This window comes from Pseudarthrobacter phenanthrenivorans, assembly GCF_036455295.1.
Lineage (GTDB): Bacteria > Actinomycetota > Actinomycetes > Actinomycetales > Micrococcaceae > Arthrobacter > Arthrobacter phenanthrenivorans_C.
This window is the reverse complement of the sequence record NZ_JAYXNX010000019.1, coordinates 17,170-33,006: the sequence shown is the minus strand read 5'-3', so window position 1 is coordinate 33,006 and position 15,837 is coordinate 17,170. Positions and strand designations below refer to the sequence as shown.

The 15,837-nt window shown below is 65.9% G+C and carries 16 protein-coding genes; 10 read left to right on the top strand and 6 right to left on the bottom strand.

Annotated elements, in window-relative coordinates; genetic code table 11:
- Nucleotides 1–4: 4 nt before the first annotated feature.
- The 7 genes from VXJ37_RS18535 (at nt 5) to VXJ37_RS18505 (ending at nt 6,028) form a co-directional block, all read left to right on the top strand.
- A complete protein-coding gene (locus VXJ37_RS18535; RefSeq protein ID WP_331324510.1) occupies nt 5–358 on the top strand; it encodes an urease subunit beta in 354 nt (117 codons plus the stop codon).
- Nucleotides 355–2,085 (top strand): urease subunit alpha, encoded by a 1,731-nt coding sequence (gene ureC / locus VXJ37_RS18530; RefSeq protein ID WP_331324509.1) that lies wholly within the window; start codon nt 355–357, stop codon nt 2,083–2,085. Before VXJ37_RS18535 ends, ureC begins: the two co-directional genes overlap by 4 nt.
- 17 nt (nt 2,086–2,102) lie before the next feature.
- Complete coding sequence (ureE, locus tag VXJ37_RS18525; protein WP_331324508.1) at nt 2,103–2,588, top strand: urease accessory protein UreE; 486 nt, start codon at nt 2,103–2,105, stop codon at nt 2,586–2,588.
- A 150-nt stretch (nt 2,589–2,738) separates the two neighbouring features.
- Complete coding sequence (locus tag VXJ37_RS18520; RefSeq protein WP_331324507.1) at nt 2,739–3,407, top strand: urease accessory protein UreF; 669 nt, start codon at nt 2,739–2,741, stop codon at nt 3,405–3,407.
- Between the two features lie 13 nt (nt 3,408–3,420).
- Nucleotides 3,421–4,035, top strand: a complete 615-nt coding sequence (ureG, locus tag VXJ37_RS18515) for an urease accessory protein UreG (protein WP_331324506.1) — start codon at nt 3,421–3,423, stop codon at nt 4,033–4,035.
- On the top strand, nt 4,032–4,988 hold the full coding sequence (locus VXJ37_RS18510) for an urease accessory protein UreD (protein ID WP_331324505.1): 957 nt from the start codon (nt 4,032–4,034) through the stop codon (nt 4,986–4,988). Before ureG ends, VXJ37_RS18510 begins: the two co-directional genes overlap by 4 nt.
- Nucleotides 4,988–6,028, top strand: a complete 1,041-nt coding sequence (locus VXJ37_RS18505) for a HoxN/HupN/NixA family nickel/cobalt transporter (RefSeq protein WP_331324504.1) — start codon at nt 4,988–4,990, stop codon at nt 6,026–6,028. Before VXJ37_RS18510 ends, VXJ37_RS18505 begins: the two co-directional genes overlap by 1 nt.
- Before the next feature lie 70 nt (nt 6,029–6,098).
- Here VXJ37_RS18505 and VXJ37_RS18500 read toward each other — a convergent pair whose 3' ends face one another.
- The gene (locus VXJ37_RS18500; RefSeq protein WP_331324503.1) at nt 6,099–8,030 is read right to left on the bottom strand and encodes an adenylyl cyclase; all 1,932 of its coding nucleotides are present in this window, start codon (nt 8,028–8,030) and stop codon (nt 6,099–6,101) included.
- A 167-nt stretch (nt 8,031–8,197) separates the two neighbouring features.
- Between VXJ37_RS18500 and VXJ37_RS18495 the strand changes: the two genes are divergently transcribed.
- Nucleotides 8,198–9,250 carry a LacI family DNA-binding transcriptional regulator gene (locus VXJ37_RS18495; RefSeq protein WP_331324502.1) on the top strand — a complete coding sequence of 351 codons (1,053 nt, stop codon included), beginning with the start codon at nt 8,198–8,200 and terminating at the stop codon, nt 9,248–9,250.
- A 44-nt stretch (nt 9,251–9,294) separates the two neighbouring features.
- Here VXJ37_RS18495 and VXJ37_RS18490 read toward each other — a convergent pair whose 3' ends face one another.
- From VXJ37_RS18490 to VXJ37_RS18470, 5 genes are all read right to left on the bottom strand, one after another.
- Nucleotides 9,295–9,744 carry a transferase gene (locus VXJ37_RS18490; protein ID WP_331324501.1) on the bottom strand — a complete coding sequence of 150 codons (450 nt, stop codon included), beginning with the start codon at nt 9,742–9,744 and terminating at the stop codon, nt 9,295–9,297.
- 87 nt (nt 9,745–9,831) lie between these two features.
- Nucleotides 9,832–10,491 carry a GntR family transcriptional regulator gene (locus VXJ37_RS18485; RefSeq protein ID WP_331324541.1) on the bottom strand — a complete coding sequence of 220 codons (660 nt, stop codon included), beginning with the start codon at nt 10,489–10,491 and terminating at the stop codon, nt 9,832–9,834.
- A gap of 114 nt (nt 10,492–10,605) precedes the next feature.
- Nucleotides 10,606–11,634 carry a transketolase family protein gene (locus tag VXJ37_RS18480; RefSeq protein WP_331324500.1) on the bottom strand — a complete coding sequence of 343 codons (1,029 nt, stop codon included), beginning with the start codon at nt 11,632–11,634 and terminating at the stop codon, nt 10,606–10,608.
- Nucleotides 11,631–12,542, bottom strand: coding sequence for a transketolase (locus VXJ37_RS18475; RefSeq protein ID WP_331324499.1), 912 nt, complete (start codon nt 12,540–12,542; stop codon nt 11,631–11,633). Before VXJ37_RS18475 ends, VXJ37_RS18480 begins: the two co-directional genes overlap by 4 nt.
- 36 nt (nt 12,543–12,578) lie before the next feature.
- Nucleotides 12,579–13,916 carry an MFS transporter gene (locus VXJ37_RS18470; protein WP_331324498.1) on the bottom strand — a complete coding sequence of 446 codons (1,338 nt, stop codon included), beginning with the start codon at nt 13,914–13,916 and terminating at the stop codon, nt 12,579–12,581.
- 187 nt (nt 13,917–14,103) lie between these two features.
- On the opposite strand from VXJ37_RS18470, the gene VXJ37_RS18465 reads away from it, so the two are divergent.
- Both VXJ37_RS18465 and VXJ37_RS18460 read left to right on the top strand, forming a co-directional pair.
- The gene (locus tag VXJ37_RS18465) at nt 14,104–14,928 is read left to right on the top strand and encodes a sugar phosphate isomerase/epimerase family protein (protein WP_331324496.1); all 825 of its coding nucleotides are present in this window, start codon (nt 14,104–14,106) and stop codon (nt 14,926–14,928) included.
- Nucleotides 14,929–15,027: 99 nt separating this feature from the next.
- Nucleotides 15,028–15,801 carry an SDR family NAD(P)-dependent oxidoreductase gene (locus tag VXJ37_RS18460; RefSeq protein ID WP_331324495.1) on the top strand — a complete coding sequence of 258 codons (774 nt, stop codon included), beginning with the start codon at nt 15,028–15,030 and terminating at the stop codon, nt 15,799–15,801.
- The last annotated feature ends 36 nt before the right edge of the window (nt 15,802–15,837 follow it).

Here is a 15,837-nt window from a genome sequence, read left to right as displayed (position 1 = left end):
AGCCATGATTCCAGGCGAATACGTCCTGCGGCCGGATCCCGTGACCGCGAACGCCGGCAGGGAGGCAATCGAGGTTGCCGTGACCAACACCGGCGACCGGCCCGTCCAGGTGGGCTCCCACTTCCACTTCGCCGAGGCCAACGCCGCCCTGTCCTTTGACCGGCAGGCTGCGTACGGCCGGCGGCTGGACATCCCGGCAGGAACGGCAGCCCGGTTCGAGCCCGGCGACTCCCGCAGCGTCCGGCTCATCGAACTGGCAGGCGCGCGCGAGGTGTACGGACTCAGCAACGCGGTCAACGGAAAGCTCGACGGCGGTACCCACCAGTCCGGGTCCGCTGCGGAAGGGAATGGCAAGTGACTTTCGAGATTCCGCGCCGACAGTACGCAGACCTCTACGGGCCCACCACCGGTGACAAAATCCGCCTGGCGGACACCGACCTGTTCCTCGAGATTGAGCAGGACCGCACCGTGTACGGCGAGGAAGTGGTGTTCGGCGGCGGGAAGGTCATCCGCGACGGCATGGGCCAAAACGGCCAGGCCACCCGCGAAGAGGACATTCCGGACACCGTCATCACCAACGCAGTGATCCTCGACTACACGGGGATCTACAAAGCCGACGTAGCCCTGAAGGACGGCCACGTCTTCAAAATCGGCAAGGCCGGCAACCCGCAGATCACCGACGGCGTGGACATCGTGATCGGCTCCGGCACGGAGATCATCGCGGGGGAGCGGAAGATCCTCACTGCCGGGGGCATCGACACCCACATCCACTTCATCTCCCCGGACCAGGTCCCCACCGCCCTTGCCAGCGGCGTCACCACCATGATCGGCGGCGGCACCGGCCCCGCCGAGGGCACGAAAGCCACCACTGTCACCCCCGGGAAGTGGCACATCCAACGGATGCTGCAGGCGGCCGAGGGGCTGCCCATGAACATCGGCCTGTTCGGCAAAGGCCACGCGTCCGCCGTCGAACCCCTCGCCGAGCAGATCCGCGCCGGCGCCATCGGGCTCAAAGTCCATGAAGACTGGGGCGCCACCACCTCCTCCATCGACACCTCGCTGAGGGTGGCCGACGAGTACGACGTCCAGGTGGCCATCCACACCGACACCCTGAATGAGTGCGGGTTTGTGGAGGACACCATCCGCGCCATCGACGGCCGCGTGATCCACACCTTCCACACGGAGGGCGCGGGCGGCGGGCACGCCCCGGACATCATCAGGATCGCGGGCATGCCCAACGTCCTGCCCGCCTCCACCAACCCCACGCTGCCGTACACACGCAACACCATCGAAGAGCACCTGGACATGCTGATGGTGTGCCACCACCTCAACCCGGACATTCCCGAGGACGTGGCCTTCGCCGATTCCCGCATCCGTGCCGAGACCATTGCCGCCGAGGATGTCCTGCAGGACCTGGGCATTTTCTCCATTACGTCCTCCGACTCCCAGGCCATGGGCCGGGTGGGCGAAGTGATCACCCGGACCTGGCAGGTGGCGGACAAGATGAAGAAGCAGCGCGGGGTTCTGGAAGACAACGACGGCGGCATGCACGGCAGCGCGGACAGCGACAACTTCCGCCTCAAGCGCTACGTGGCCAAGTACACCATCAACCCCGCCGTCGCCCAGGGCATCGCGGACTCCGTGGGGTCCGTGGAAGTGGGCAAGTTCGCCGACCTGGTGCTGTGGGATCCTGCGTTCTTCGGCGTTAAACCTGAACTGGTGCTCAAGGGCGGCCAGATCGCCTACGCGCTGATGGGGGACTCCAACGGGTCCATCCCCACCCCGCAGCCGCGGACCATGCGCCCCATGTTCGCCACCTTCGGCAAGGCCGTGCAGCAGTCCTCCATCACCTTCCTGTCCAAAGCCGCAATCGAGGCCGGCGTGCCCCAGGAACTGGGGCTGGAGAAGGTCATCCGGCCCGTCGCCGGCATCCGGAACCTCTCCAAGGCCGACCTCAAGTACAACGACGCCACCCCTGACATCCAGGTGGATCCGGAAACCTACCAAGTGACGGTCGACGGCGAGGACGTCACCTGCGAACCGTCGGACGTGCTGCCCATGGCACAGCGGTACTTCCTGTTCTAGAGCCCGGGAGAAACAACATGATCATCGACAAAGTCCTCGGCAACCTGCACGAACTGTCCCAGGCCGAAGCCGCCGCCTTCGCAGGCCTGCACCGCGAGAAGGTGGTGCTGCCCAACGCCTCACTGGTCAAACGCATCCAGCGCGCCACCACCGACCACGGCAAGGAAATCGGCATCCGGCTCCACTCCGGCTCTGGGGACCTCCGCGATGGAGACATCCTCCACGTGGAGGAAACCAACATGATCGTCGTCTCGGTGCTTCCCACCGACGTCCTGGTCATCGCGCCCCGCACCATCCACGAAATGGGCGTCACCGCACACTCCCTGGGCAACCGGCACCTCCAGGCACAGTTCTTTGATGAGTCGAGCGAGTACAAAGCTGACGTCATGGTGTGCGCCTACGACCACACCGTCGAGGACTACCTCCGCCACAACTCCGTGCCCTACACCCGCCAGGAACGCGTCCTCCCTGTGCCTTTCCGCCATGCTGAGCACTCGCACTAGTAACCCTGTCGCCGCGCTGCGCGCTCCACGGGAGGTGTCACTTGGGTGCGCCGCCCCGGTTTGGGGGCCGTGCCCGCTTCGCGGTGCCCGCCACGCCGCGGCCCCCAAACCGGGCCGTCGCGATGCTCCGTCCCGTTGGGCGGCAGTGCGGTGAGCAGTTACCAGCTTGCTCTTCAACAGTTGGTCGATTCTGCTTTGCCTACTGGGGCTTTTGCGCACTCCCTTGGGTTTGAGACGTACATCGACTGGGAGCTCGTTTTTGATGAACGGTCCTTTGGAAACTGGCTCTCTGCTTTTGTCTCGCAGTCGCTGACCTACTCGGATGGGTTGGCTATTCGGCTGTTCTATGAGGGTGCGGAGCTGGGGGAGTTGGACGCTCTTCTTTCTGCTTCGCTTTTGCCTCGGCAGGTTCGGGAGGCCAGCGTGAAAATGGGGTCGCGGCTGCTGGAGATCGGGGCGGAGGTGTTTCCTTCGCCTGCGCTGGACCTGTACCGGGACCTGGTGGCCACCGGCCGGGCCGCCGGGCACCAGCCGCTGGCGTTCGCCGTCGTCGCCCGTTCACTCAGGGTGCCGCTGCAGGAAGCTCTCGCCGCCTACCTCTTCGCCACCGTGACATCCCTGACGCAGAACGCCGTCCGTGCCATCCCGCTCGGCCAGAACGCCGGGCAGCGGGTGCTGCGGAAGGCGCACGACGACGTCGCTGCCGCCACCGACACGATCGGCCGCCTCACGCTGGACGACCTTGGGGCCGTCAGCCCCGGACTGGAAATTTCGCAAATGCGGCACGAACGCCAGCGTGCCCGCATGTTCATGAGCTAGCAGGAGGAACACCATGACTGAACCCATCAAAATCGGCATCGGCGGGCCCGTCGGCGCCGGCAAGACCCAGCTCGTGGAACGGCTCACCCGGCACATGAGCGGCGGGATCTCCATGGCCGCCATCACCAACGACATCTACACCATCGAGGACGCCAAAATCCTCGCCGCCAACGGCATCCTCCCCGTGGACCGGATCATCGGCGTCGAAACCGGCGGCTGCCCCCACACCGCCATCCGCGAAGACACCTCCATGAACACTGCCGCCATCGAGGAACTCAAGGCCCGGCACCCGGACCTGCAGGTCATCTTCGTCGAATCCGGCGGCGACAACCTTTCCGCCACCTTCAGCCCCGAACTCGTCGACTTCTCCATCTACATCATCGACGTGGCCCAGGGCGAGAAAATCCCCCGCAAAGCCGGCCAGGGCATGATCAAGTCCGACCTCTTCATCATCAACAAAACCGATCTCGCCCCCCACGTCGGCGCGGATCTCGCCGTCATGGAACGGGACTCCAAAGAGTTCCGCGGAAACAAGCCTTTCTGCTTCACCAACCTCAAAACTGACGAGGGGCTCGACAAGGTCATCGAATGGATCCGGCACGACGTCCTGATGCTCGACCTGGCATGACGTTCAGCAGTTCCGTCGTCGACTCACCTTGGGCGGCGCCCGCGGATGAAGGGGGCCGTGCCCGCTCCGCGGTGCCCGCCACGCCGCGGCCCCCTTCATCCGCGACCGCTGATCGCCCAGTGCGAGGGCGATTGGCGCTGGGCATCACGGCGCGCGGCTATAGGTCCATCGCTTCACGACAGTTCCATGAGGGTGCTCTCAGGGTTATACGCCCGCATTACCTTGATGACTCCGGGCAGGTTTGTTATGTCCTTGTGAATCCTGGTGGGGCTTATCTGGGGGCGGATCTCTTTCTCCTCGATGTTGAAGTCGGGGACGGCGCTGACCTGCTGCTGACCACCCAGTCCGCTACCAAGGTTTACCGGACCCCCGGGTCTTTTGCCGAGCAGTGCATGACCGTGCGGCTGGGGGAGGGGGCGCGGCTGGAACTTATGCCCGATCAGCTCATCGCCTACCGGGAAGCCAGCTACCGGCAACGGACCTCGGTGACCTTGCGGCCGTCGTCGTCGCTGGTCATGGCAGAGGTGGTAACCCCGGGCTGGTCTCCCGACGGGGCAGCCTTCCGGTACGAGGAAGTGCGGCTGCGCAACGAGATCCGGGTTGAAACAGGCCGTGGCACGCAGCTGCTGGTGTTGGACAACCTGCTGATCCGGCCACCCCTCGGCGACATCACTGGGCTCGGCTTCATGGAAGGCTACAGCCATCTGGGCTCGCTGGTGGTGGTGGACGCAAGGGCGGACCAGGCACTCGCCGACGAACTGCACAGGCTCACCGCGGGCTTCGACGCGCTGACCGGGATCTCGCTGACCCGGGCCGCCGGAGGAACTACCGGGCTGGTGCTGCGAAGCCTCTCCAACAGCACCGGTGGACTGAACCGCCTGCTCGGCACCTGCACCAGCCTCCTCCGGGAACGCTGGCACGGCCAGGGACCGCTGGACCTGAGGAAGCACTGATGACCAGCATCGGCGCCCTCTACCGGAACCGGGACGCCCTGCCGCTGCGGACCCGGGTGCTGTGCACCTTCGGTGCGGTGGCCGCGCTGCACGCTGCCGCCGTCGTCCTCCTGCTCGCAGGCAACGCGGGCGACGACGAACCGCAGGCGCTCACGTGGGGCCTGGTGCTTACCGCCTACCTGGCCGGCGTGAAGCACAGCTACGACTGGGACCATCTGGCAGCGATCGACAACTCGACCCGTACCTTTGTGGCCCAGCGGCAGGACCCTGTCAGCGTGGGCTTCGCGTTCAGCCTGGGGCACAGCTCGGTGGTGACGCTCGCAGGCGTGCTGGTGATCGCCGGTGCCTCCATGGCCGGTGGCCTGATGCAGGACGGTACCGCCGGGAACCTGGTGCTGGGGCTGATCGGCAGCGGAGTGTCCGGTCTGTTCCTGCTGGCCATGGGGCTGTTCAACGGCTCCGCCTTCGCCCGTGCGGCCGCTGCCTTGCGCCGCTCCCGGAACGGCGCCGCCGTCACAGCGCGGGACCTGGAGCCACAGGGACTGGTGGCACGACTCCTGGCGCGTCCGTTGTCCAAGGTCCGGCGGCCGCGCAACATCTACGTCATTGGCTTCCTGTTTGGCTTGGGTTTCGATACCGCCACCACCATCGGACTGCTGATGATGACGACGGCGGCGTCCCTGGCCGGGGTGCCTCCCTTTGCGTTGCTCGCGCTGCCCCTCGCCTTCGCTGCCGCGATGACGCTGTGCGATTCGGTGAACGGCATGGCGATGATGCGCATGTACCGCTCCGCGCTCGATGATCCGCGGCAGAAACTTGGCTTCAATGCTGCCGTCACCGGCATTTCCGCGGTCTCGGCCTTGTTCGTCGCCGTGATGACGCTGGCCGGCTTCTTTCACGCCGCCTTCAGCCTGCATGATCCGGTGACGGCTTGGCTGGCGTCCATTGACCTGGGCGATGCGGGACTGCTTCTGGTGGCGCTGCTGCTGGCCGTGTGGGGCGGCATTGCGTTGCATGGGAAGGCGCTCCGAACCAAGTGACGGGGCTCGGTGCCGGCCGGCCTCCGCCGCCGGCACCGCGCCCCGAATCCTTGGTGGCTGTCCTTAGCTCCTAGCCGAAGTCGGCCACGTAGCTGGGGACTCCGACGGCGTCAGTGGAAACCGGTGCTCCGGTGTTGTTGACGACGTGGTCAATCGTCCCGGCACCCAGGTTGACCGTCAGGAGGCTGTGCAGCTTCACTCCCGGCGTTACCGGCACTTCGAAACCCCTGGTGGCATGGAGGGTGGGGTCCACGTTGGTGTACACGTAACTGCCGCCGCCCCAAAGTTCGTGGTTCCTCACGGAATCCGAGACCTTGTATCCGGCCCAGCCAAGGACCCCGTCATGCTGCCACGCGGCCTGGTTGGGAGCATCGTACGGCAGCTCATTCTGGAAGAAGACCGTCTTGCCGCCTTCGCCGTTCCAGGTGACGTTGTACTCCTGATAGTGCTCCACGAACAAGCCTGTGGCGGTGACGTTGTTGCCGTTGACGATCACGCCGTTCCGGCCGGTATTGGTTGTCCAGCCCACGCCGTTGCCGTGGTCGGCGCGCCAGGCCCAGATGTGGTCCAGGAGGACGTTGTCGCTGTTGACTTCCAGGCTGGCCGAAGCTTTGCCAACGTGGGGGCCGCCGACGCGGAAGAAGACGTCGTGGAGCGTGGTGGGGTTGGCCGGATCGCTGTGCACGGCCGAGTTGGCCGGCCCTTCGCCTGCGCCCATGCGTGCCTTGCCGATTTGCATGAGGGCCGGTGAGTTCACGTCGCCGGCATCCACGGTGACCGCGGCGATATCCACGCCGGGGACATCTGCCACAGTCAGCGGAACGGATCCGTTGACGGCGGTGAGTGTTGTCATGCCGAGACCGAGGACAACTGTTCCCGCCCGCTTGACCTCAATGCTTTGGTCAACGTCGTAGCCGCCAGGGGTCAGCAGGAGGTTCTTTCCCCGTGCCAGCTGCGAATTGATTGTCTGGACCGAATCGCCGGGCTTTGCGAGGTAGAAGTCGCTCAAGGGGATGCTGCGGCCTGCTGTGGGGCCGTTTTCCCAGGTGGTGCCGGCAGAGTCTTGTCGGACGGCGGGGACGAAGACGCTGTACTGCCCCGCGGAGTCCACGGTCAGGTAGGGCTTTTCCCGGCTGATGGGGGTGCTGGGCAGCGTGGTGTACGGCGGGTTGGGGAATGAGTCTGCAGGTGCGCCGCTCACGCCCGAGAACACCTGGTTCCAGACTCCGTTGGACCAGCTTCCAATGTTGCTGTCGCGGACCAGGTACTGCTGCTGGGAGCCGTTGATCACCGCTCCCGTCTTCGAGTCGGCTATGAAGCCGCCACTGGCATACTGCGGGCCGGCTGTGCAGTAATCCATCAGGGAGAGGTTGCCCCCGGTGATGTTGACGCGGCGCATGGGGGAGGCCTGCGACGCCGCCCAGAAATTGGCCGAGCTGCGGCAGCCTTCGAGGCCCGTGACATTGATGGTGAGGTTGGACAGGGACCGCCAGAAGTTGTTCAGGGCGATGCAGTTATTCGCTGCGAGGCAGCGGTTGTAGACGTCCACATGGCCATTGATGGTGACGTCGGTGGGGGCTGCGCCCAGCCCTGCCACCTCGGTGGAGTAGCCCACCTGGACGATCAGGGGCTCTGCCGGGGTGCCGTAGGTGCCGGGCTTGAACAGCAGGGAGTATCGTTTGGTCCCCATTTCGTCGTCCACCTGCTGGGCGGCGATGGAGTCCACGGTGGCCTGGATCTGCGCCACCGGCATGCTGGGATCGAAGACGTAGACGTTGGGCCCGAACGGGTTCTGCGCGGGCTGGGGTGGAGCTTTCGGCGAGGCGGCTGCCTGCTGTGCCGGTACTGCAGACGGCGCTGACGGCGCGGCCTGGGCGGGAGCGGTCCCGCCCGCAGCGAAAAGCCCGAGCAGGAGGGCGGCCCCCACTGCTATGGCAGCGGGGTGGTACCGGCGGGGTGATGGCGCGGGTTGGGATGGATCAGGGCAAGGGGCTAGCGGCATTGCTGGTCCTGTCATTCGGTGAGCTGGACGACCCCTTCGGCCGCAGTGGGCAACGGGGGATCGAATGGTGGGAGCGCTCCCATCGGGGAAGAGTAGCATCGCCCTCCGGTACCGGCAAGGGTTGACGGGAGCGCGCCATGCCCTCCGGGTGTCGTAATGTCTGAGGAGTGAACCGAAAGACCACTCCACCTGCCCCAGCCAGGGAGAGACGGCCCAACCCGACGCTCGAAGACCTGGCCAGGGCGGCCGGAGTTTCCCGCTCCACTGCCTCCCGGGCCATCAACGGTGGGTCAAAGGTAAGCCCGGAGGCCCAGGCCGCGATCGACGCAGCGATCGTGGAGTTGGGCTACACCCCCAACCGCGCAGCACGCACACTGGTCACCAGGCGGGCGGGATCGGTGGCGCTGGTCATCCCGGAGCCGGATGCCCGGGTCATGATGGACCCGTACTTCGCCGCCGTGGTCACGGGCGTCAACCAGGCCCTGCGCGATACCGATCTGCAACTGGTGCTCTTGATGTCGCGGACAGGGGATGATTCTTCGCGGACCCTTCGCTACCTGCGCGGAGGCCATGTTGACGGGGCCATCGTGGTGTCCCACCACCGCGCGGATGACTGGGTGGAAACCCTCGGTTCCACAGGGGTGCCCACCGTCTTCATCGGCAGGCCGTGGGACAGGAAGTCGGAACTTCCGTTTGTGGACGTGGAAAATTTCGAGGGCGGCCGGCTGGCCGCCCGGCACCTTGCCGGCCTCGGCCGCACCCACCTCGGAACGGTTGCCGGCCCCAGCGACATGACGGCCGCCGTCGACCGCCTGGAAGGCTGGAGGCAGGGGCTTAAGGAGGCCGGCCTGCCGCCCGGACCCGTCGCCTACGGGGACTTCACGACGGCGGGCGGCGCGGACGCGGCGAGGAGCCTCCTGGCCCAGTCGCCGGAGCTGGACGGTGTTTTCGCCGCCTCTGACCTGATGGCACTCGGCGTAGTGGACATGGTCCGGGGCATGAAGCGGCAGGTGCCGCAGGACATTGCGGTGGTGGGCTTCGATAACCATGCCATCGTGGCCGCGAACGGCCTGGGGCTCACTACGGTTGCCCACCCGATGACGGACATGGCCGCAGCAGCAGCACAGTTGCTGATCGATGCCATCGGGAACCCCGGGCAGCAGTTGGAGCCGGTGATCTACCCGGCGGAACTGGTGGTTCGCGGAAGCACGGCCGGCTGACCCTCAAGATCCCAGCAGGCCGACCATGCGCAACGGGAGGTGGCTCAGGCGGCCAGGCCGCCCTTTGCCTTGCGGTGCGGCCGGTGCTTTGCCCGCGCCAGGCGTGAATGGAGCCCGGCCAGCACCTCGCTGCCGTCCGGCACCGTGATGTCGGTATCGAGGTGGACGCCATGCTCGATCAGGACGCTGGAGCCGATCCTCGAGTGGCTGCCAATATGCACCCGGTTCCCGATCACTGTGCCCCGGCCGATATGCACGCCGTCGCCAATAACGGTCCGGTCGCCGATGGTGGCATCCCGGTCGATCCAGCTGCCGTGTCCAATCCGGCAGCCTGCGCCCACCTGTGCGCCGTGTTCGATGTAGGTCATGGGGCCGATCCGGGCGCTGTCCGCCACCCTGGCTCCGGGAGCAATGAGGCCGCCGCCGTTGTCATGGCGTGCATACCGGGTGACCTTTCCGGCGTCGTCCTCAACTGACACAAACTTTGCGGTCATACCATCCCTCGTTAAGCGCTGCGGCTATTTACCGCTCAGTAAGTTAACGGGCGGGAGGGCGCAGGGATTCCCGGATGTCAAGAGGGGTCAGGCAACCAGGTTGGCCGCGGCGGTGTCCATGTGCTCCAGGATGGTTTTGCGCGCCAGGGTGGCGTCGCCGGTGTCGATGGCGGCCACGATGTCCTTGTGGCGGTCCACGCTCATGTTGCTGACGCCCTTTTCGAGGCCCGCGAACATGATGGACATGCGAATGGAACCCTCCAGGGATTCCCAGGAGTGCAGGAGGGTTTCGTTGCCGGTGAGGCGGCAGAGGGTGCGGTGGAACTCAAGATCGGATTCAATGCGTTCCTCAAGGGTCCCGCCGGTTGCCTGGGTCATGGCGTCGATGGCCTGGTGCAGCGATTCGGTGACGTGCTGCCGGTCCGGGAGCTCGCACAGGGTCCGGGCGGCGAGGGATTCCAGCGCGGCACGCACGGCGTAGATGTCCCGGATTTCCTTTTCGTCCAGGTGCCTGACGGAGAGGCGGCCGCGGGGACCGGCGGACAGCAGCCCCTCCTGCTCGAGCTGGCGGAGGGCTTCGCGCAGGGTGCCGCGGCTGATCTGGAGCATTTCGGACAGTTCGGTTTCCACCAGGTGCCGGCCGGGTTCGAGTTCCCCGCTGGTGATGGCGGTCCGCAGCGCGGAGAGTGCCTGCTCGCGCAGGCTTTTCTTTTCCAGTCCCAGCAGCGGGGCGGTGAGTCCGGCCATGGCTTCTGTCCTCAATGTCATAAGTCGACTGTTTACAGTCGGTAGTGAATTAGATAGTACGGCAGAAGGCACGGCTCCGGCTTGGGACCGGTGCCGTGCCTTCTCCATGCTTCCCTAGCCGAGTTCCGCGAGGACCTTGGCCACGATGCGGTCCACGGCCAGGCCGTAGCGGTCGTGCAGCGTGGGCAGGGCGCCGGCGTCGAGGAACTGGTCCGGCAGTGCCACGGGCACCACGCGCTTGCCCACGCCGGCGGTGACAACGGCGGAGGCCACGGTCTCGAACAGGCCGCCCACCACGGAGTGGTTTTCCAGGGTCACGGCGAGCCGGTCGGTGTTGACCTCCTTGAGGACGGTTTCGGCGTCGAAGGGCTTGATGGTGGGCGTGTGCACGACGGCGACGTCCACGTTGTGTGCCGCCAGCGCCTTGGCTGCCTGCAGGGCGCGCATGGTCATCAGGCCGGAGGAAATGAACACAACGTCGTTGCCGCCGCGGAGGACCTTGGCCTTGCCGAGTTCGAACGTGTAGTCGTACTCGTCCAGGACCGTGGGCACGTTGCCGCGCAGCAGCCGCAGGTACGTGGGTCCTTCGGAGGCGGCGAGCTGCGGGACGGCCTGTTCGATGTCCACCGAGTCGCAGGGATCCACGATGGTCAGGTTGGGCATGCCGCGGAAGATCGCCATGTCCTCGGTGGCCTGGTGGCTGGGGCCGTACCCGGTGGTCAGGCCGGGCAGGCCGCCCACGATGTTGACGTTCAGGTTCGGCTCGGCAGCGTCCAGGCAGAGGAAGTCGTAGGCGCGGCGGGCCGCGAACACCGAGTAGGTGGACGCGAAGGGCACCAGGCCGGACTCGGCCAGGCCTGCAGCTGCGCCGAAGAGCAACTGTTCGGCCATGCCCATCTGGAAAAACCGCTCGGGGAAGGCCTGGGCGAAGATGTGCATGTCCGTGTACTTGCCCAGGTCCGCGGTCAGGCCCACGATCTTGTCGGTTTCCTGGGCGGCCTTGACCAGTGCGTGCCCAAACGGCGCGGAGGAGGTCTTCTGGCCGGGGTCGGCGAACGATGCGATCATCGCCGAGGTCTTCAGCTTCGGCTTGGCGGGCGTGGCCGCCGCTGCGGTGTCCGGGGCCTCGGTGGTGGTGCTCATGCTGAAGCCTTTCCTTCGTAACCGGCAGTGAGCTGCTCGCGGCAGATCTGCCATTCGTTCTCTTCGATGCGCATGAAGTGCGCCTTTTCGCGGTCTTCCAGCAGCGGAACGCCGCGGCCCACCTTGGTGTCGCACAGGATCACGGACGGACGTCCGACGGCGGCGGCCTGGGCAGCTGCGTTGTCGAACGCTGCCAGCAGCGCGCCGACGTCGTTCCCGTCCACGCGCTGGGTGTACCAGCCGAACGATTCCCACTTTTCGGTGACCGGTTCGGTGCGCAGCACCGTGTCGGTCTTGCCGTCCGCCTGCAGGGCGTTGATGTCCACCATGGCGGTCAGGTTGCCCAGCTGGTGGTGGTGCGCGCCCATCGCCGCCTCCCAGGTGGAGCCCTCGTCGAGCTCGCCGTCGGAGAGGAAGTTGAACACCCGGGCGGATGAGCCCTGGTAGCGCAGCCCCAGCGCCATCCCGACGGCGATGGTCAGGCCGTGGCCCAGCGAACCGCCGGAAATTTCCATGCCGGGCGTGTAGGTGGACATCCCGGACATCGGCAGCCGGGAGTCATCCGAGCCGTAGGTTTCCAGTTCCTCCACCGGGACGATCCCGGCCTCGGCCAGCGCCGCGTAGTGGCCGATGGCGTAGTGGCCGGTGGAGAGCAGGAACCGGTCGCGGGCTTCCCAGTGCGGGTCTTCGGCGCGGAACCGCAGCTGGTCCCCGTACACCGTGGCGAGCATGTCCGCGGCTCCCAGGGCCTGGCCCACATACCCCTGACCCTGCACCTCGCCCATGTTCAGGGCGTGGTGCCGGATCCGGTACGCGGCGGCGCTGATCTTCTCCAGCCGTTCCGGAGTCACCGCACTCTGCAGTGTTTGGCCCCCGGGGGCGGTTTCCTGGACGGTATCTGTAGGCATTACTGGCTCCGTGGTCGTATCGTGCGTGGTGGTCATTCAGGCGTTGACGGTGTTCGGGGTGCTTTTGGTGGCTTCGTCCGCCAGTTCACGTTCGCGCTTGCCCCAGGTCTCCCGGGTGGCGACGGCTGCCCAAAGGCCGATCAGGGCGTAGGCGCCGAAAAGCAGGGCCGGTCCCATCCAGCCGAAGCTGACGAACAGCAGGGTGGTGATGAAGGGGGTGAAGCCGGAGACCATGGCCGAGATCTGGTAGGCCAGGCTGGCGCCGGAGGCGCGGGTCTTGGCCTGGAAGAGCTCCGGGAACCAGGCGCCCTGGGCGCCGGCGAGGGAGTTCTGGCAGACCGCGTAGGAGATCACGATGGTGAGGATGATGGCGATGAAAAGGCCGGTGTTGACCAGCAGGAACATCGGAATGGCGAACAGGGCTGCGAACGCGGTGGACCACACGTAGAGGGGGCGGCGTCCGATGCGGTCGGTGAGGGCGCCCCAGGCCTGAGTGGCGAAGATGCCGATGGCGGAGGCGATGCAGAGTGCGATCAGCGTCTGGGTCTTGTCCGCCAGGTGCTGGCTGTTGATGTAGGAAATCATGTAGGTAATGGACACTGCGTAGCCGGCGGTCTCGGCGATGCGGAGGCCAATGCCCTTGACGATGTTGCGCCAGTCGGTCTTGATGACCTCGACGATGGGGGCCTTCACGATGGCGCCGCTGTCCTTGACCTCGTCGAAGACGGGGGACTCGGGGACCTTGGAACGGATGATCAGGCCCACGATGACCAGCAGGATGCTGGCGAGGAATGGGATGCGCCAGGCGAGTTCGTTGCCGAGCTGGACGCTGAAGAGGAAGACCAGGTTGGCCAGCAGCAGGCCGACGGGGAAACCGGCCTGGACAATGCCGGTGTACTTGCCCTTGGCCTTCCACGGGGCGTGCTCGTAGCTCATGAGGATGGCACCGCCCCACTCCGCGCCGAAGGCCAGGCCCTGGACGATGCGGACGAACACCAGCAGTGCGGGGGCCAGCAGGCCGACCGCCGCATAGGTGGGGAGCAGGCCGATGGCGAAGGTGGCCAGGCCCATCAGGATCAGCGAGGCAACCAGGACGGGCTTGCGGCCCACCTTGTCACCGAGGTGTCCGCCGATGATGCCGCCCAGAGGGCGTGCGGCGAAGCCGACGCCGAGGGTGGCGAAGGAAGCGAGGGTTCCCGTAACGGGATCGGTTCCGGGGAAGAAAGCGGTGCCGAAGTACAGTGCGGCAGCGGTGCCGAAGCCGATGAAGTCATACGTCTCGATTACGGCCCCCACGCCGGATCCGATGGCAACTCGCCTGGCGTCCTTGGTGCCGTGGACCGGACCGCGCATGGTCAGAGCATCTTTGCTCATGGTGGTTCCCTTTCGAAAAGCGGCTGAAGGAAGTCCGCCGCTGTCGACTGTTAACAAATGATACGACCCCAGTGTGACCCAGATCATTTTCACTGTCAACAGTCAACTTTTGGAGTTGACTGTTGACAGTTAACGAAGATACTGTGGTCCCCATCACTAAAGCTCGGCACGAACCAGAGGATCAATGATGTTCCATCCCAGACTCGGGTGCTCATCCATCAGCTTCCGGCACCAGGACTTGGCTTCCGCCCTGCGCACGACGAAGGGACTCGGCTTCGAGGAGATCGACCTGGGCGCCCTTCCCGGAGTGTGTGATCACGTGCCTTACGAGCTCAGCCTGGCGGCCGTGGACGCAGTCTCCGCTGAGGTCAACGCGTCAGGCCTCCGGGTCCGCTCCGTAAACGGCGACATTGGGGACCTGAACAAGGTGCTCGACGGCGACGGCAAGGCTGCGCGGGACCGCCACCTTGAGGCCCTGCTCACCCTGACGACCAAGATCGGGGCGAAGGCATTGGTCCTGCCGTGCGGCGCCCTGGACCACACCCCGGTCCGGAGCGTCGAGGAGGACCTGGACCTCGTTGCCGCCCAGCTCATCGGTGCCGGACGGCGGGCGGCGGAGTTCGGCGTCGAACTTTGGACCGAATCCCTGCACTTCCTTCGGTTCTGCTGGAATCTGGAGCGCGCAGGACTACTGGCCGACCGCCTTGCCGGTTCCGGCGTCGGAATCGTCATGGATTTCAGTCACATTGTGGCGTCCGGTGAGGACCTCCAGGCCTATCTGGACCGGCACCGGGGCCGCATCAGCCATGTCCACCTGCGCGATGCTGTGCCCGGGAACATCAACCTCAGCATTGGCAACGGCGACGCCGACTTCGCCGGTGGCCTTAAGCGGCTCGCAGCGGACGACTACTCCGGCCACTTCTCACTCGAACTGGAAACCCGGGACGTCACCAACGACGAACGTCCCGCGGCGGCCGCCAAGGCCGCCAGCTTCATCACCGACCTCGTCTGACCTGAACCCTCATCGATTGCTCCGAAGATGTCGTTTTGACGCCTCATAACGACAAATGCGGAGCAATCGATACACAAAAACAATTCAAGGAGCACCACCATGACCACCATCCAGCGCACCGCCGTCCTCACCGGAGCAACATCGGACCGCGGCATCGGCATCACCACCGCCCGCCGCTACGCCCGTGACGGCTGGGGCATCGTCATCCTGGACCTCGACGGCGAGAAGTCCGCCAAGGTCGCAGCTGAAATCGGCAACGAATTCAACGTTCCCGCCTTCGGCCACGAGATCGACGTCGCCAACGAAGCCTCCGTCACCGCCGCCCAGGCCGCCGTCGCTGCCGAAGTGGCCGCCGGCAACCTCCCGCCCGTCGGCGCCCTTGCCAACATCGCCGGCATTACCTCACCCATCCCCTTCCTGGAAACCACCCTCGAGCTGTGGCACAAGGTCATGGACGTCAACGCCACCGGCACCTACCTGGTAACCAAGGCTTTCCTGCCGGACATGATTGACAACGGCTGGGGCCGGATCGTGAACATGTCTTCCGTCTCCGCCCAGCGCGGCGGCGGCGTCTTCGGCAAGGTCCCCTACTCCGCCGCCAAGGCAGCCATCCTGGGCTTCACCAAGGCGCTGGCCCGGGAGCTCGGAACCACCGGCGTCACCGTCAACGCCATCACACCCGGCGCCGTGGACACCAACATCCGCGTGGGCAGCACCGAGGAGCAGGAAGCCGCCATCAACGCCGGCATCCCGCTGGGCCGCAATGCCACCACCGAGGAAGTGGCCTCCGTTATCGCCTTCCTGTCCTCCGAGGACTCGGCCTACCTCACCGGCACCACCATCGACATCAACGGCGGCAGCCACATCCACTAGCAGCCACTGACAGCCCCAGCACGGACAGCCCTGCCC

What these genes read in the sequence shown, in the direction of transcription:
- VXJ37_RS18480 (WP_331324500.1), bottom strand. Translation starts at nt 11,634, where the DNA reads ATGAGCACCACCACCGAGGCCCCGGACACCGCAGCGGCGGCCACGCCC.
- VXJ37_RS18470 (WP_331324498.1), bottom strand. Translation starts at nt 13,916, where the DNA reads ATGAGCAAAGATGCTCTGACCATGCGCGGTCCGGTCCACGGCACCAAG.
- ureE (WP_331324508.1), top strand. Translation starts at nt 2,103, where the DNA reads ATGATCATCGACAAAGTCCTCGGCAACCTGCACGAACTGTCCCAGGCC.
- VXJ37_RS18465 (WP_331324496.1), top strand. Translation starts at nt 14,104, where the DNA reads ATGTTCCATCCCAGACTCGGGTGCTCATCCATCAGCTTCCGGCACCAG.
- VXJ37_RS18500 (WP_331324503.1), bottom strand. Translation starts at nt 8,030, where the DNA reads ATGCCGCTAGCCCCTTGCCCTGATCCATCCCAACCCGCGCCATCACCC.
- VXJ37_RS18460 (WP_331324495.1), top strand. Translation starts at nt 15,028, where the DNA reads ATGACCACCATCCAGCGCACCGCCGTCCTCACCGGAGCAACATCGGAC.
- VXJ37_RS18485 (WP_331324541.1), bottom strand. Translation starts at nt 10,491, where the DNA reads ATGGCCGGACTCACCGCCCCGCTGCTGGGACTGGAAAAGAAAAGCCTG.
- ureG (WP_331324506.1), top strand. Translation starts at nt 3,421, where the DNA reads ATGACTGAACCCATCAAAATCGGCATCGGCGGGCCCGTCGGCGCCGGC.
- VXJ37_RS18535 (WP_331324510.1), top strand. Translation starts at nt 5, where the DNA reads ATGATTCCAGGCGAATACGTCCTGCGGCCGGATCCCGTGACCGCGAAC.
- VXJ37_RS18510 (WP_331324505.1), top strand. Translation starts at nt 4,032, where the DNA reads ATGACGTTCAGCAGTTCCGTCGTCGACTCACCTTGGGCGGCGCCCGCG.
- VXJ37_RS18505 (WP_331324504.1), top strand. Translation starts at nt 4,988, where the DNA reads ATGACCAGCATCGGCGCCCTCTACCGGAACCGGGACGCCCTGCCGCTG.
- VXJ37_RS18475 (WP_331324499.1), bottom strand. Translation starts at nt 12,542, where the DNA reads ATGCCTACAGATACCGTCCAGGAAACCGCCCCCGGGGGCCAAACACTG.
- VXJ37_RS18490 (WP_331324501.1), bottom strand. Translation starts at nt 9,744, where the DNA reads ATGACCGCAAAGTTTGTGTCAGTTGAGGACGACGCCGGAAAGGTCACC.